A 13,761-nucleotide genomic window follows, 5' to 3' on the forward strand; every position below is an offset into this window, starting at 1 on the left:
AAAGATTATACGTGAGCGGCCAGCCCAAAAGTATCCAGGAGAGCAAGCCCATGGCATTTGTGCCCGATAGCCCTGACATCGACCCGCAAGAAACTCAAGAATGGCTAGACGCCATCGATGCGGTGCTGGAACAGGAGGGAACTGAACGCGCCCATTTCCTGCTGGAGGCGCTGATTGATAAATCGCGTCGCTCCGGCGCCAACCTGCCGTTCAACGCAACGACAGCCTATCTGAACACCATTCCGACGCACCAGCAAGCCAAGCTGCCGGGCGATCCGACCATGGAACGCCGCATTCGCGCGCTGATCCGCTGGAACGCCATCGTCACCGTGATGCGCGCCAACGAGAAATCGCCGGGCGTAGGCGGCCACATCGCCAGCTTCCAGTCCGCGGCGACCTTGTACGATGTCGGTTTCAACCATTTCTTCCGCTCCGCCGATCATCCGTCCGGCGGCGACCTGGTCATGTTCCAGGGCCACTCCTCGCCCGGCATCTATGCCCGCGCCTTCGTCGAAGGCCGCTTGAGCGAAGAGCAAATGGAGAATTTCCGCCAGGAAACGGGCGGCAACGGCTTGTCTTCCTATCCGCACCCGTGGCTGATGCCGGATTTCTGGCAGTTCCCCACCGTGTCGATGGGCCTCGGTCCGTTGCAAGGCATCTACACTGCTCGCTTCCTCAAGTACCTGCACGACCGCGGTATCGCCGACACGTCTGACCGCAAGGTCTGGGTGTTCTGCGGCGACGGCGAAATGGACGAGCCGGAATCGCTGGGTGCTATCTCCCTGGCTGCGCGCGAAAAACTGGACAACCTGATTTTCGTCATTAACTGCAACCTGCAGCGCCTGGACGGCCCGGTGCGTGGTAACGGCAAGATCATCCAGGAACTGGAAGCCGATTTCCGCGGCTCCGGCTGGAATGTGCTCAAGGTCATCTGGGGTTCGTACTGGGATCCGTTGCTCGCCATGGACAAGGACGGCCTGCTGCGCCAGCGCATGGAAGAAGCTGTTGACGGCGAGTACCAGAACTTCAAGGCCAAGGGCGGTGCGTATACCCGCGAACACTTCTTCGGCAAGTATCCTGAGCTGAAAGAAATGGTGGCAGCGATGTCCGACCAGGACATCTGGCGCCTCAACCGCGGCGGTCACGATCCGCACAAGGTATTTGCCGCCTATGACGCTGCGACCAAGCACGTCGGCCAACCGACCGTAATTTTGGCGAAGACCGTCAAGGGCTACGGCATGGGCGCCGCGGGCGAAGCACAGAACCCGACGCACCAGCAGAAGGGCCTGGATCTCGACTCGCTCAAGGCATTCCGCGACCGCTTCGACATTCCGATCTCGGATGCTGAAATCGAGAAGCTGCCGTTCTACCGTCCGGCCGACGACAGCCCCGAAATGCAATACCTGCGCGAGCGCCGTAATGCGCTGGGCGGTTTCGTGCCATCCCGTCGCCGCAAGGGCAACGAACTGCAAACGCCCGATCTCTCTGCGTTCGAGAATATGCTGGGCGCCACCGGCGACCGCGAAATCTCGACCACGATGGCGTTCGTGCGCATCCTCTCGACGCTGGTCAAAGACAAGCAAATCGGCAAGTACGTGGTGCCTATCGTCCCTGACGAAGCCCGTACCTTCGGCATGGAAGGCATGTTCCGCCAGTTGGGCATCTACTCCTCCGTCGGCCAGTTGTATGAGCCGGTAGACTCCGACCAGGTGATGTTCTACAAGGAATCCAAGACCGGCCAGATTTTGGAAGAAGGCATCAACGAAGCCGGTGCGTTCTCGTCCTGGCTGGCTGCTGCGACGTCCTACAGCGTCACCGGCACGCAGATGATTCCGTTCTACATCTACTACTCGATGTTCGGCTTCCAGCGTATCGGCGACCTGGCTTGGGCAGCCGGCGACAGCCGTGCCCGCGGCTTCCTGCTGGGTGCCACTGCCGGCCGTACCACGCTGAACGGCGAAGGTTTGCAGCACGAGGACGGTCATAGCCACCTCCTGGCTGCGACGATCCCGAATTGCATCTCCTACGATCCGACCTTCGCCTACGAAGTCGCGGTCATCATCCAGGACGGTCTGCGCCGCATGGTGCAGAACCAGGAGGACGTGTTCTACTACCTCACCCTGATGAACGAGAATTACAGCCATCCGGAAATGCCCAAGGGCGCCGAGGAAGGCATCATCAAGGGCTTGTATTCGTTCTCTAAGAACAAGTCCAAGGGTCCAAAGGTTCAGCTCATGGGCAGCGGCGTCATCCTGCGCGAAGTTATTGCAGCCGCCGAGTTGCTGGAGAAGGACTGGGGCGTTTCCGCCGATATCTGGAGCGCGCCGAGCTTCAACGAACTGCGTCGCGAAGGCCTGGACGTCGAGCGCTGGAATCTGCTGCACCCCGACCAGCCGCAAAAGGAAAGCTTTGTTGCGAAGTGCCTCAAGAAGGCGGAAGGCCCGGTCATCGCCTCTACCGACTATATGAAGGCGTTCGCCGACCAGATTCGTCCGTTCGTCCAGCAGCGTTTCGTCGTACTGGGCACCGATGGTTTCGGCCGCTCGGATTCCCGCGAGGCCCTGCGTCGCCACTTCGAAGTCGACCGTTACTACATCGTCCTGGCCGCCCTGAAGGCGCTGGCCGACGAAGGTAAGCTACCCGCCGCCAAGGCCGCAGAAGCCATCAAGAAGTACGGCATCGACCCGAACAAGCCGAATCCGGTAACCGTTTAAAAATCAATAACCAAGAGGGCCGCCAGCAGTAAGCGGCCCTCGCGGTATATAGAAGGCGTTATCTATGAGCAACGTGATTGAAGTCAAAGTCCCCGATATCGGCAATTTCGATAGCGTGGACGTCATCGAGGTGCTGGTGAAGGCCGGCGATACGATCGCCAAGGACGATTCCCTGATTACGCTGGAATCCGACAAGGCCTCGATGGATATTCCCGCGCCCGCCGCCGGCACCGTGAAGGACGTGCAGATCAAGGTGGGCGACAAGGCATCGCAAGGCACCGTGATCCTGACGCTGGAAGCTGCAGAATCCGGCAAGTCCGATACCAGCAAAGAACAGACAGTCGCATCCGCGGCCCCTGCACCGGTCGTGACTTCCGTGGCCGCTGCAGAAGTGCCGCCGCCGTCGAAGCCGATGCCCGATGTGCCCAAGCCCATCGCGCCGCAACACACGCCCAACCCCATCAGCGAGCGTGCCGAATTCGCTCCCGGCAAGATGCCGCATGCCAGCCCCTCGGTGCGCAAGTTCGCCCGCGAACTGGGCGCCAACCTGGCTTTCGTCAAGGGTACCGGTCCCAAGGGCCGCATCCTCAAGGAAGACATCCAGGCCTACGTCAAGGGCGAACTCGCCAAGCCGCGCAGCGAAGCCTTGACCACCGGCGGTGGTTTGAGCGCGCTGCAAATGCCGGTGATCGATTTCAGCCAATTCGGCGCCACCGAAATCCAGCCGCTGGCACGCATCAAGAAGATTTCGGGTGCAAACCTGCATCGTAACTGGGTGACCGCGCCGCATGTCACGCAGTTCGACGCCGCCGACATCACCGACCTGGAAGACTTCCGCAAGTCCATGCAGGACGAAGCGGCCAAGCGCGGCGTCAAGCTGACCATGCTGGCTTTCCTGATGAAGGCCGTGGTCAACGCCCTGCGCGCCTACCCCAACTTCAACGCCTCGCTGTCGCCCGACGGAGAAAGCCTGATCACGAAGAAATACTTCCACGTCGGCTTCGCCTGCGATACGCCGGACGGCCTAGTTGTGCCCGTGATCCGCGACGTCAACCAGAAAGATGTACTCGACATTGCCCGCGAACTGGGCGAACTCTCGGCCAAGGCACGCGAGCGGAAATTGAAGCTCGAAGAAATGCAAGGCGGCTGCTTCACCATCTCCAGCCTGGGCGGCATCGGTGGTACGGCGTTCACGCCCATCATCAATTGCCCGGAAGTCGCCATCCTCGGCGTTTCCCGCTCCAGCATCGAGCCAGTGTGGGATGCCAAGAGCAAGACGTTCGAGCCGCGCCTCATGCTGCCGCTGTCGTTGTCCTACGACCACCGCGTGATCGACGGTGCCGACGGAGCCCGCTTCACCAGCCACCTGCGTATGATGCTGTCCGACGTACGCCGCCTGCTGCTGTAATTTTTCCACGGAGAACACGGAGCGCACGGAGCCTCCGTGTTGTCTCTGTGGTTCTGAATGAGCTCCGTGGTTCAAGAGGTTGTTATGAGCCAAATAATTGAAGTTAACGTGCCGGATATCGGCAATTTCGATTCGGTGGACGTCATCGAAGTCCACGTGAAGCCCGGCGACAGCATCGGTGTCGACGATTCGCTGATCACCCTGGAGTCCGACAAGGCCTCGATGGACATTCCGTCCACTCACGCCGGTACGGTCAAGGAAGTCAAAGTGAAGGTCGGCGATAAGGTTGCCAAGGGTTCCCCTATCCTGACGCTGACCATGGAAGGCGCTGCTGCAGCCCCTGCGCCTAGCCCCGCGCCTGCTGCACCGACGCCCGCGCCTGCCGCTTCCGGCTCTTCCGACTTGCATGCCGAAGTGCTTGTACTGGGTGCCGGCCCCGGTGGCTATACCGCCGCTTTCCGCGCAGCAGACCTCGGCAAGAAGGTCGTGCTGGTCGAGCGCTATCCTTCACTGGGCGGCGTCTGCCTCAACGTGGGTTGCATCCCGTCCAAGGCCCTGCTGCACGCGGCCAAGGTAATTACCGAAGCGGAAGAAATGGCCGAGCACGGCATTTCCTTCGGCAAACCGCAGATCGATATCGAGAAGCTCACGGCCTGGAAAGAAAAAGACGTGGTGGGTAAGCTCACCGGTGGTCTTTCCGGCTTGGCCAAGCAGCGCAATGTGACCGTGGTCAACGGCCGCGGCGAATTTACCAATCCGAACCAGATTGCCGTGACCAGTGCGGACGGCAAAGTCACCACAGTTTCCTTCGACTACGCCATCATCGCCGCCGGTTCGCAAGCCACCAAGATGCCAGGCTTGGCTCCTGAACATCAAAACGACCCGCGCATCCTGGATTCCACTAGCGCCCTGGCCCTGGAAGGCATCCCCAAACGCATGCTGGTTGTCGGCGGTGGCATCATCGGCCTGGAAATGGGCACGGTGTATGACGCCTTCGGCGCCAAGGTGAGCGTGGTAGAACTTTCCGACGGCCTGATCCCCGGCTGCGACCGCGACCTCGTCCGTCCGCTGCACAAGCGCATGGAAAAGCGTTTCGAGAAGATCATGCTCAAGACCAAGGTCTCCAAGCTGGAACCCAAGAAGGACGGCATCCACGTGACCTTCGAAGGCGAACAAGCCGTCGAGCCGCAGGTCTACGATAAGGTGCTCGTGGCCATCGGCCGCCGCCCCAATGGCAAGAACATCGGCGCCGACAAGGCCGGCGTATTCGTCAACGAATACGGTTTCATCCCGGTCGACAAGCAGATGCGCACCAACGTGCCGCACATCTTTGCGATTGGAGATATTGTGGGCCAGCCCATGCTCGCCCACAAGGCCGTGCACGAAGGCAAGGTCGCAGCCGAAGTCATCGACGGCCACAAGGTGGAATTCCAGGCCCTGGCAATTCCGTCCGTGGCCTATACCGACCCGGAAGTAGCCTGGGCTGGTGTTTCTGAGACAGACGCCAAGGCCAAAGGCATCGAGATCGAAAAAGCGAGCTTCCCATGGGTCGCCAGCGGCCGTGCACTTTCTATTGCCCGTACCGAAGGCATGACCAAGCTCATCATGGAGAAGGACACCCGTCGCATCATCGGCGCCGGCATCGTCGGTCCGAACGCGGGCGAACTGCTTGCGGAAGCGGTATTGGCCATCGAGATGGGCGCAGATGCCGAAGACATCGGCCTCACCATCCATGCCCATCCGACGCTATCGGAAACCGTGTGTTTTGCGGCGGAAATGGCGGAAGGTACGATTACCGATTTGCTGCCGCCTAAAAAGCGGTAAATCCTTCTGTTCTTGGTAAGAAAAAATCGGCGCTTTGGCGCCGATTTTTATGTCCAGTCCAAGTTCTCAATCCTGTAGACTGCTATCCGCATTTCGTAAAAACAAAACTAATAAGGAACAATAATGAAAATAATTTTTCGCACGTCTCCACTGGTTTTTCTGATTGCAGCTTCTTTAACCGGCTGTGCCACCATCACAAAGGATGCCAATCAAAGCGTCCAGATTGAAACTTACTCCAAGGATAATCAGCCGGTTTCAGGTGCAAAATGTGTTGCTCAAAACGACCGCGGTCAATGGAATACTTCTGCGCCAGGAACCATTAGCGTTCATCGATCTGGAGAAAATCTCATCGTCAATTGTGAAAAAGATGGCGAACAACCAGGAAAAGGCACGGTAATCTCTCGCGCCAACGGCGGCATGTTTGGCAACATCGTATTCGGCGGTGGTATAGGTGCCATCATCGATCACAATAAGGGTACTGCATATACTTACCCCTCCTGGATTCGAATCATCATGGGTGAAACCTTGATTTTCGACCGTAAGGTCGAAGTGGAAAACCAGCCAATGGCAGGCGTCCCTGCAAGCGCTACTCCGTTAAAATCCACGGAAACAGCATCTACACAGGCACAGCCTCAACCTTAATTTTCATCCTGGAGGCGGTGTAATAAGCCGCCTCAATATGCTAGATTCACGAGATGCTAGATTCTCACCTTCTTGATCGATTAAGCGCTCTTTTCCCTTCCGATCGTATGTTTACCGACCCGGTCGATTGCTACGCCTACAGCTATGATAACTCCCGTAATTTCCGTCCGCCCATTGCAGTGGTGTTTCCGCTGACGGCGGAAGAAGTGCAAGCGGTAGTGCGACTGTGCAATGAGCATAAAGTCCCGTTGGTGCCGCGTGGTCGCGGCACGGGAACGGCGGGGGGCAGCGTGCCCGAACAAGGCGGCGTGGCACTCTCGCTGGAGCGCATGAACCGCATTCTTTCCATCGATCCTGACAATCGCATGGCGATTGTCGAGCCAGGCGTGTTGAACCAGGAGTTGCAGGACGCCATTCGCCCCCAAGGCTTTTTCTGGCCGCCAGACCCTTCCAGCGCGCCTTATTGCAGCGTGGGCGGTAACCTCGCTACCTGTGCGGCTGGTCCGCATGCCGTCAAATACGGCGTGGCTCGGGATCACATCCTTGGTCTGAAGGCTGTCACGGGCAGCGGTGATTTGATCAAGACCGGCTGTTACACCACCAAGGGGGTCGTCGGATACGATCTGACGCGTCTCATCGTTGGTTCGGAAGGGACTTTGGCAGTGATTATCGAGGCGACCTTGAAGCTCACTCCGCTGCCGCGTGCTGTCGGCGGTTTGACTGCGCAATATCGCGATACCACGAGTTGCGCCCATGCCATTGCCGCCATCATGGCACAATCGTTTGTGCCCTCAGCACTTGAGTTCCTGGACAACAATGCCCTCAACCTGATCCGCAACCGTCATCCCGGCATGCTGCCTGAGGATATGCGGGCTTTGCTGATGATCGAAGTGGACGGCTCGGAACAGGAGATTGCAGAAGCTAGAGCTGCTATTTTGAAGGCATGCGAAGTCGATGGGCTTATCGAAGCCAAAGAGGCGCACGATACCAAGTCGCTGTGGGCGGCACGCAAGGCGCTTTCCCCGCTATTGCGTGACATCGCACCGAAGAAGATCAACGAGGACGTGGCCGTGCCGGTATCGCGACTGCCGGAACTGTTGGGTGGTATCGAGAAACTAGCGACGCAATATCAAGTCGCCAACGTCAATTTCGGCCATGCCGGCAACGGGAACATTCACGTCAACCTGCTGGTCAACCCCGATAATCCGGAAGAAATGCAGCGCGCCGAGAAATGCCTGGACGAAGTGTTCTCGCTGGTGCTCGGCCTGGATGGCACATTATCTGGCGAGCACGGGGTAGGCATGGCGAAACGACCGTTCGTGGATCGCGAGATCGATGCTGTGACGCTCGATTTCATGCGCAATATCAAGCGCACTTTCGATCCGGCGAACATCCTCAATCCGGGCAAGCTGTTCCCAGCGGTTGGGCACTGATAAAACTTCATAATTTTCTTAAAGTTATCGCTGGCAATGCCGATAGCAGGGTATGCTAGAATGCAGGTAAATTAAGAGGTACGCCATGAAAATCGACGGATCACTACGCGGAACACCCCTCGCCGGCACCGGTGTCAACCAGGCTGCCACGCGCGCCAAAGGCAATACGACCACCACGACTAAGCAGGACAGCGTCAGTCTTTCCGATGCATCCTCACAATTGAACGCGCTCGAAACCAGCGTTAATCAATCATCCGGCTTCGACACCGCCAAGGTCGAGGCGATCAAGCAGGCCATCAGCGAAGGCCGCTTCAAGATCAATCCGGAACGCATCGCAGACGGTCTGCTTTCCTATTCCCGCGACCTCGTCTCCCAGCAATAAGGCCTCGTATTGAAGTCTCACGATTCGGCTTCTGATCGGCTCATCGCCACATTGCTTTCGGAAGCCGAAGTCCTTCGGTCGTTCAAATCACTGCTCAATTCCGAGCAGCAAGCTATCCTTGCGGGCGAAGTCGAATCTTTGGAAAACATTGCTCAATCCAAGCTACAGCTTGTCGAGCAGCTCAATCGTTTCTCCGCCGAACGGCAACAATTCATCATTTCGCTTGGCATCGGCTCAGATCGTGCCAGCATGCAGCAATGGGCAGATAATACCGGCAATCAGGCGCGTGAAGCCTGGACCGCCCTCCTCCATGCAGCAGAGGAAGCGCAGCAAGCGAACAGCTTTAACGGCGCGTTGATCCAAACCCATCTGCAGCATAATCAGCAAGCGCTGGCGGCCCTGCTCGCCGCCGCGAATCAAGCCAGCCTATACGGACCCGACGGCCAAAAAACCACGACGGCCAACCCTGCAAGCTCGGGGCGCAGCATCATCGGCAAAGCTTAAACAGCTCTTCCTGCTTTCCTCTTACTCTAATTCCTGCTTTTATCTGGAAGTTACCGCACCGGAGCGATGGGTGCTGTAGGAGTAGTTGTCGCCGAGACCGGCTGAGGGACGGCCGTACCAGTGGGCAATGGCGGAGGTGTTTGAATTGGCGCAGGGCGGGTATCCGGATCGAGTTTCACATCCTGGATATTGCCCTGGTTTTCGGCCAGGATCATGACTGTTACCCGGCGATTCCTGGCGCGACCTTCGGGGGTAGCGTTATCTTCCACAGGGCGATTGTCGGCATAACCGATCGCCACCATACGATCGCCACTTACCCCTGCGCTTGCAAACAAGCGGATAACGCTACCGGCCCGCGCCGCGGACAATTCCCAATTGGAGGGAAAGACCGGCGAGTTGATCGGTTGATTATCCGTATGACCCTCGACCTGGATCTGATGATTATCCCCGGCCAATACCTTAGCGACAGCAGTCAGCACGGAAATCGAACTACGGTTGAGCTCAGCCTTGGCAACGTCGAACAGCAAGCTGGCATTGATTTCAATCGCGATGCCGCGATTGCTTTCAGTCACCTTGACTTGCCCACCTTTAACCAAGGGATCCATCACCTTGAGGATATCCGTGGCAACGGACTTCATATTCTCGCGGCGTTGTTGCTTCTCTGTCTCTACCGGAGAACTCGGATCGACCTGCATGGGAATGATTTGCGGAATAGGCTTGCCGGTATCCAGGGCGGATTGCGGCATCGGAGATTGCACGTAGATGATCTTGTCACTCGTAGGCGCGCTCTTGAAAGCCTCGACGATGGAGTCCGAGAGGATTTTGTACTTGCCTTCGTTGATGGATGAAATGGCGTACATCACCACGAAAAACGCGAAGAGCAGCGTAATGAAATCGGCGTAGGAAACCAACCAGCGCTCGTGGTTCTCGTGTTCTTCGTGCTTGGGTTTGCGCGCCATGGGACGGGATGATCAGGCAATGAAGCCGCGCAGCTTGGTCTCGATCAGACGCGGATTCTCGCCGTTGGCTATAGACACCAGGCCATCCACCACCATCTGGCGCTTTACCATCTCTCGGCCGACGATGGTTTTGATCTTGCTGGAAATCGGCAGGAAAAACAGGTTGGCCGAACCCACGCCATAGATCGTGGCGACAAAAGCGACCGCAATCCCTGCGCCCAGCTTGGAAGGATCGGAAAGGTTCTCCATGACATGGATCAGCCCCATGACAGCGCCGATAATCCCAATGGTCGGCGAGTATCCGCCTGCTGACTCCCACACCTTGGCAGCCAAACGATAATGTTCGTCGTACGCGTCCATTTCGACCTCCAGCGCTTCACGCAGTTTTTCCGGCTCCGCTCCGTCCACCAGCATCTGCAAGCCTTTCTTGATGAATGGATCATCCATTTCCATCAGGAAAGGTTCCAGCGAAAGCAGGCCACCACGTCGGGCAGTATTGCCCCAGTTAATAATCAGATCGACAACCTCCTCAAGGTCGATCTTGGGCGGGATGAACCCCCAACCGATGAGTTTCAGCCCTAGCAGGAAAACCGGTAGCGAATACTGGATCATCACGGCACCCAGCGTCCCGCCGATGACGATGATGAACGCAGTCAGTTGCATCAGCGTACCGACATGTCCACCCTCCAGCATTTGCCCACCCAGGATGGCAGACAGCGCAATAACGATACCGACGAATGTCGTGATTTCGATCGGAAGATTTTTCAATTGTTATCCTATCCAATCCCTGAGCTTGCTGCGTAGCCGCATGACGGCCTGGGAGTGTATCTGGCACACCCGCGATTCGCTGACCCCGAGCACAGCCCCGATTTCCTTGAGGTTGAGATCCTCCTGATAATACATCGCCATCATGAGTTTCTCGCGCTCAGGCAATTCATCAATAGCCTCGATCAGCGCCCGGCGCATCCCCTCGTCCTGAATCGTTTCGAAAGGATTCGGCCGTCCGTCGCTTAAGTTCAATTCGATCGGATCGCCATCGTCGTTGTGAAAATCCTCGTAATAAACCAGTTGATGCCCCCGTGCATCAGCCAGCATGTCCTGGTATTCAGCCAGAGGAACCTGCATATGCTCGGCGATTTCCTGCTCTGTCGGCGCACGCCCGAGGTTTTGCTGCAGTGCGGTCATGGCACGTTCGATGCCGCGCGCATTCTTGCGCACCGAACGAGGCACCCAGTCGATTTCCCGCAACTCGTCCAGCATGGCACCGCGGATGCGTTGTGATGCATAGGTTTCGAATTGGGCGCCTTGGTTGGCATCGAAGTGGCCGATTGCGTCCAGCAGACCGATCATGCCGGCTTGCATGAGGTCTTCAACCTGCACACTAGCCGGCAACTTGGCCGCCAATTGATAAGCTATTTTCTTGACCAGCGGGGCAAATTCAACGGCCGAGCGGTTTTCTACGTAATGAAGGGGCATCGTCAATCTGCCGTTTTCGCAATCATGCCCGCCACCTGCGACATTACTGAAGACGCAGGCACGGTGAATCTGCTGTAAGGCAGTAGAATGAGCATGGAATCGCCTAATGTTCTGTTGTTGTTGGGCGACGACTACCGGTCACGCTAAGCAGTCGCCGCATAAAAGCTTCGAAGCGGCTATCGTCGCGCTCCGGCAAAGGCCAGGCAGTCATGCCGGCAGCCAACGCCTCTAGCGTATCGGCGGCAGCAAATCGCTGCTCAGGCAATACGCCGGCAAAATCCGGCATCAGTTTCAGATGTTGTCGACATACTGCGGCGAGATTACGGAACAGGATTTTCGCCATAGCCTCTTCCGTCCCCTGGAACAACAAGCGAAAGTGCCGATCCCCGGGCGTTCCCGCCGTCGTCTTGATTTGTGCGTAAGCAGCAGTAATACCTTCGGAAGTCCCCTTGCACAGCACGATCACTTCGGGGGCCGCCAAGGCAAAACCAAAGCTGGGACGATTAAGCGCAGAGGGTGCGGCGTGGATGAGCACCACGTCGAACATGCCGATCAAGGCATGGAATGCGGCAAGCAAGCGAACTCGGGCGGCGTCTGCGTTTTGCACCGCACGGGTGATACCCGCCGGAAGTAGCGTGATGCCCGCCGTGGGAATGGCGATTTCCTGCAAGCTTTTTTCACTGCGAAGCACGCTACTGATGTCGTGACGGACGAACGAGGAGAGCAAGGTGTGATTGTCGCCGGCGCGTAGCGCTTCATCCAGCAACAAGACTTTTTTGCCCTGGCCGCACAGCGCGACTGCCAAGGCTGCGGCAATATCGTCCTGGTCATCGCCAAGCATGGCCACCATGTGTGCAGCGTCGGCTGCGAACATGCGGCGCAATCCCTCGGCTTGATCGATGACCGTCCGGTTCATGGCGCGTCGCTTCCGGCCCAGGCATCCTGCAAGGCCATTTCCTCGGGCGTCAGTCCGGCAGCGCCCACCCGGCCCTTGAATGCGCGATCGACCAAATACGCGGCGTTAGCGAGGTGCATGTCTTCTGGCACGCGCTGGCCGTTGGTGACGTAATGCAGGTCGAGTCCGTAGCGGATGAGGCAATCCAGCGCCGGTGCAAGGGATACGGACTCGTCGATCTTGGTCAGGATGCAACCGTCCATGCCGGCGCCGCGATAGGCCCGTACGATGTCGTCCAGCGTCACACCCTGCGCCGTTGCCGGCAACAACAGTTGTCGCTGCACGCGATTGCCGCGTCCACAGAGGAACTCGATCTGCTCTGCGATGCGTCTGTCCCTTTGGCTCATGCCGACAGTATCGATCAGCACCAGATGACTGCGGCGCAGATCGGCAAGGGTCAATTCAAGCTCGGCTTCGTCCTTCACGGCATGGACCGGTACGTTGAGGATTCGGCCGTAAATGCGTAGTTGTTCGTGAGCACCGATCCGGTAGCTGTCAGTCGTCAGCAAGGCCACGTTTTGTGCGCCGAACTTCAGCACGGCGCGCGCGGCGAGCTTGGCGACCGTGGTGGTCTTGCCTACGCCGGTAGGGCCAACCAAGGCAATGATGCCGCCGCGCTCGATGACATCAGCACCTGGTTCGACTGCCCGAAGATTGTGTGTAACGGCGGCACGCAGCCACTTCATGCCCCTTTCGAAATCCAATCCGCGCGGCATTGCATCGGTTAGCTTGCGCGACAAGGTCGGGCTAAATCCGGCCGAGAACATGGCGCGCAGCAACTCGGCCTTAAGCGGATCGTTGCGTGCGAGTTCGCCCCAGGCAAAACCGGACAATTGCCCTTCAAGCAAGTTGCGCATGCGTTTCAGCTCTCGCGCCATTTCGGCGACAAGGGCTTCGGAAGAATTGGCAGGGATATCGAAATCCAACTCGCGCAACGGCTCTCGCTGATTCAGCCGGAAAGGGTCTTCCTGACGCTGCTGCGGTTCGGGTTCAGGCTCGGCCTGTGGGGGCGGCGTGAAATCGCGGGCGATAGTTGGGCGAGAATAGGTCGGCGGCTCGTCTTCCTGGTCCGGAGCAGCTGCAGCTGGTTGCGGCGTCGTGCGTATGGTCTCGAATACCGGCGCACGAATCGTTTGCGCCGGACCGATATTGCTGTTCGACTCGGATTGACGACGATGCAGAATCGCAGCAATGGTTTCGGCACCAATCGCCGGGACCGGCTGAGATGAACGTGGCTCTGCAGGTTTGACCTGGGTTGGTTGGGAAGGTTGTTTGGTCGTCAAGTGTTGACGGGGATTTTCATAGGTGAGTGCAGCAACTTCACCATCGGCCACTGCCATGATCTCGACACCGCCGTCCACCTTGCGATTAGAGAGGATGAGCGCATCGGCCCCGAGGGCATCTCGCACTTGCCTGAGCGCGTCGCGAGTATTGGAGCCGAAGAATTTTCTAACGTTCATAGGG

12 protein-coding genes are annotated in these 13,761 nt (G+C 58.0%); 7 read left to right on the forward strand and 5 right to left on the reverse strand.

The features are described 5' to 3' along the window. The first annotated feature begins 50 nt into the window (after positions 1 to 50). The 7 genes from aceE to NMK_RS08250 all read left to right on the forward strand — a co-directional run bounded on the left by aceE (position 51) and on the right by NMK_RS08250 (position 8,907). Entirely contained in the window at positions 51 to 2,714 is a 2,664-nt protein-coding gene (aceE, locus tag NMK_RS08220) for a pyruvate dehydrogenase (acetyl-transferring), homodimeric type (protein ID WP_109015295.1), read from the forward strand. Positions 2,715 to 2,778: 64 nt separating this feature from the next. Beyond that, positions 2,779 to 4,122 (forward strand): dihydrolipoyllysine-residue acetyltransferase, encoded by a 1,344-nt coding sequence (gene aceF / locus NMK_RS08225; RefSeq protein ID WP_109015296.1) that lies wholly within the window; start codon positions 2,779 to 2,781, stop codon positions 4,120 to 4,122. 84 nt (positions 4,123 to 4,206) lie between these two features. Beyond that, positions 4,207 to 5,946: a dihydrolipoyl dehydrogenase gene (gene lpdA, locus NMK_RS08230; protein ID WP_109015297.1), complete on the forward strand. Its 1,740-nt coding sequence runs from the start codon at positions 4,207 to 4,209 to the stop codon at positions 5,944 to 5,946. A gap of 123 nt (positions 5,947 to 6,069) precedes the next feature. After that, positions 6,070 to 6,588, forward strand: a complete 519-nt coding sequence (locus NMK_RS08235; RefSeq protein ID WP_181376203.1) for a hypothetical protein — start codon at positions 6,070 to 6,072, stop codon at positions 6,586 to 6,588. A gap of 53 nt (positions 6,589 to 6,641) precedes the next feature. Continuing rightward, a complete protein-coding gene (locus NMK_RS08240) occupies positions 6,642 to 8,021 on the forward strand; it encodes an FAD-binding oxidoreductase (RefSeq protein WP_109015298.1) in 1,380 nt (459 codons plus the stop codon). Between the two features lie 85 nt (positions 8,022 to 8,106). After that, positions 8,107 to 8,403, forward strand: a complete 297-nt coding sequence (gene flgM, locus NMK_RS08245; RefSeq protein ID WP_109015299.1) for a flagellar biosynthesis anti-sigma factor FlgM — start codon at positions 8,107 to 8,109, stop codon at positions 8,401 to 8,403. Between the two features lie 9 nt (positions 8,404 to 8,412). Continuing rightward, positions 8,413 to 8,907, forward strand: coding sequence for a flagella synthesis protein FlgN (locus NMK_RS08250; RefSeq protein ID WP_109015300.1), 495 nt, complete (start codon positions 8,413 to 8,415; stop codon positions 8,905 to 8,907). Between the two features lie 50 nt (positions 8,908 to 8,957). Here NMK_RS08250 and motD read toward each other — a convergent pair whose 3' ends face one another. The 5 genes from motD to flhF all read right to left on the reverse strand — a co-directional run bounded on the left by motD (position 8,958) and on the right by flhF (position 13,757). Further along, positions 8,958 to 9,866, reverse strand: a complete 909-nt coding sequence (gene motD / locus NMK_RS08255) for a flagellar motor protein MotD (protein WP_109015301.1) — start codon at positions 9,864 to 9,866, stop codon at positions 8,958 to 8,960. 12 nt (positions 9,867 to 9,878) lie between these two features. Continuing rightward, positions 9,879 to 10,634: a flagellar motor protein gene (locus NMK_RS08260; RefSeq protein WP_265415764.1), complete on the reverse strand. Its 756-nt coding sequence runs from the start codon at positions 10,632 to 10,634 to the stop codon at positions 9,879 to 9,881. 3 nt (positions 10,635 to 10,637) lie between these two features. Then, on the reverse strand, positions 10,638 to 11,342 hold the full coding sequence (locus NMK_RS08265; RefSeq protein ID WP_109015302.1) for an RNA polymerase sigma factor FliA: 705 nt from the start codon (positions 11,340 to 11,342) through the stop codon (positions 10,638 to 10,640). Between the two features lie 103 nt (positions 11,343 to 11,445). Next, on the reverse strand, positions 11,446 to 12,258 hold the full coding sequence (locus tag NMK_RS08270; protein WP_109015303.1) for a MinD/ParA family ATP-binding protein: 813 nt from the start codon (positions 12,256 to 12,258) through the stop codon (positions 11,446 to 11,448). Continuing rightward, a complete protein-coding gene (gene flhF, locus NMK_RS08275) occupies positions 12,255 to 13,757 on the reverse strand; it encodes a flagellar biosynthesis GTPase FlhF (protein ID WP_109015304.1) in 1,503 nt (500 codons plus the stop codon). Before flhF ends, NMK_RS08270 begins: the two co-directional genes overlap by 4 nt. Positions 13,758 to 13,761 lie beyond the last annotated feature (4 nt).

Source organism: Novimethylophilus kurashikiensis (genome assembly GCF_003112435.1).
Taxonomy (GTDB): Bacteria; Pseudomonadota; Gammaproteobacteria; order Burkholderiales; family Methylophilaceae; genus Novimethylophilus; species Novimethylophilus kurashikiensis.

What these genes read in the sequence shown, in the direction of transcription:
- motD (WP_109015301.1), bottom strand. Translation starts at nt 9,866, where the DNA reads ATGGCGCGCAAACCCAAGCACGAAGAACACGAGAACCACGAGCGCTGG.
- flgM (WP_109015299.1), top strand. Translation starts at nt 8,107, where the DNA reads ATGAAAATCGACGGATCACTACGCGGAACACCCCTCGCCGGCACCGGT.
- lpdA (WP_109015297.1), top strand. Translation starts at nt 4,207, where the DNA reads ATGAGCCAAATAATTGAAGTTAACGTGCCGGATATCGGCAATTTCGAT.
- NMK_RS08240 (WP_109015298.1), top strand. Translation starts at nt 6,642, where the DNA reads ATGCTAGATTCTCACCTTCTTGATCGATTAAGCGCTCTTTTCCCTTCC.
- aceE (WP_109015295.1), top strand. Translation starts at nt 51, where the DNA reads ATGGCATTTGTGCCCGATAGCCCTGACATCGACCCGCAAGAAACTCAA.
- aceF (WP_109015296.1), top strand. Translation starts at nt 2,779, where the DNA reads ATGAGCAACGTGATTGAAGTCAAAGTCCCCGATATCGGCAATTTCGAT.
- NMK_RS08265 (WP_109015302.1), bottom strand. Translation starts at nt 11,342, where the DNA reads ATGCCCCTTCATTACGTAGAAAACCGCTCGGCCGTTGAATTTGCCCCG.
- flhF (WP_109015304.1), bottom strand. Translation starts at nt 13,757, where the DNA reads ATGAACGTTAGAAAATTCTTCGGCTCCAATACTCGCGACGCGCTCAGG.
- NMK_RS08270 (WP_109015303.1), bottom strand. Translation starts at nt 12,258, where the DNA reads ATGAACCGGACGGTCATCGATCAAGCCGAGGGATTGCGCCGCATGTTC.
- NMK_RS08235 (WP_181376203.1), top strand. Translation starts at nt 6,070, where the DNA reads ATGAAAATAATTTTTCGCACGTCTCCACTGGTTTTTCTGATTGCAGCT.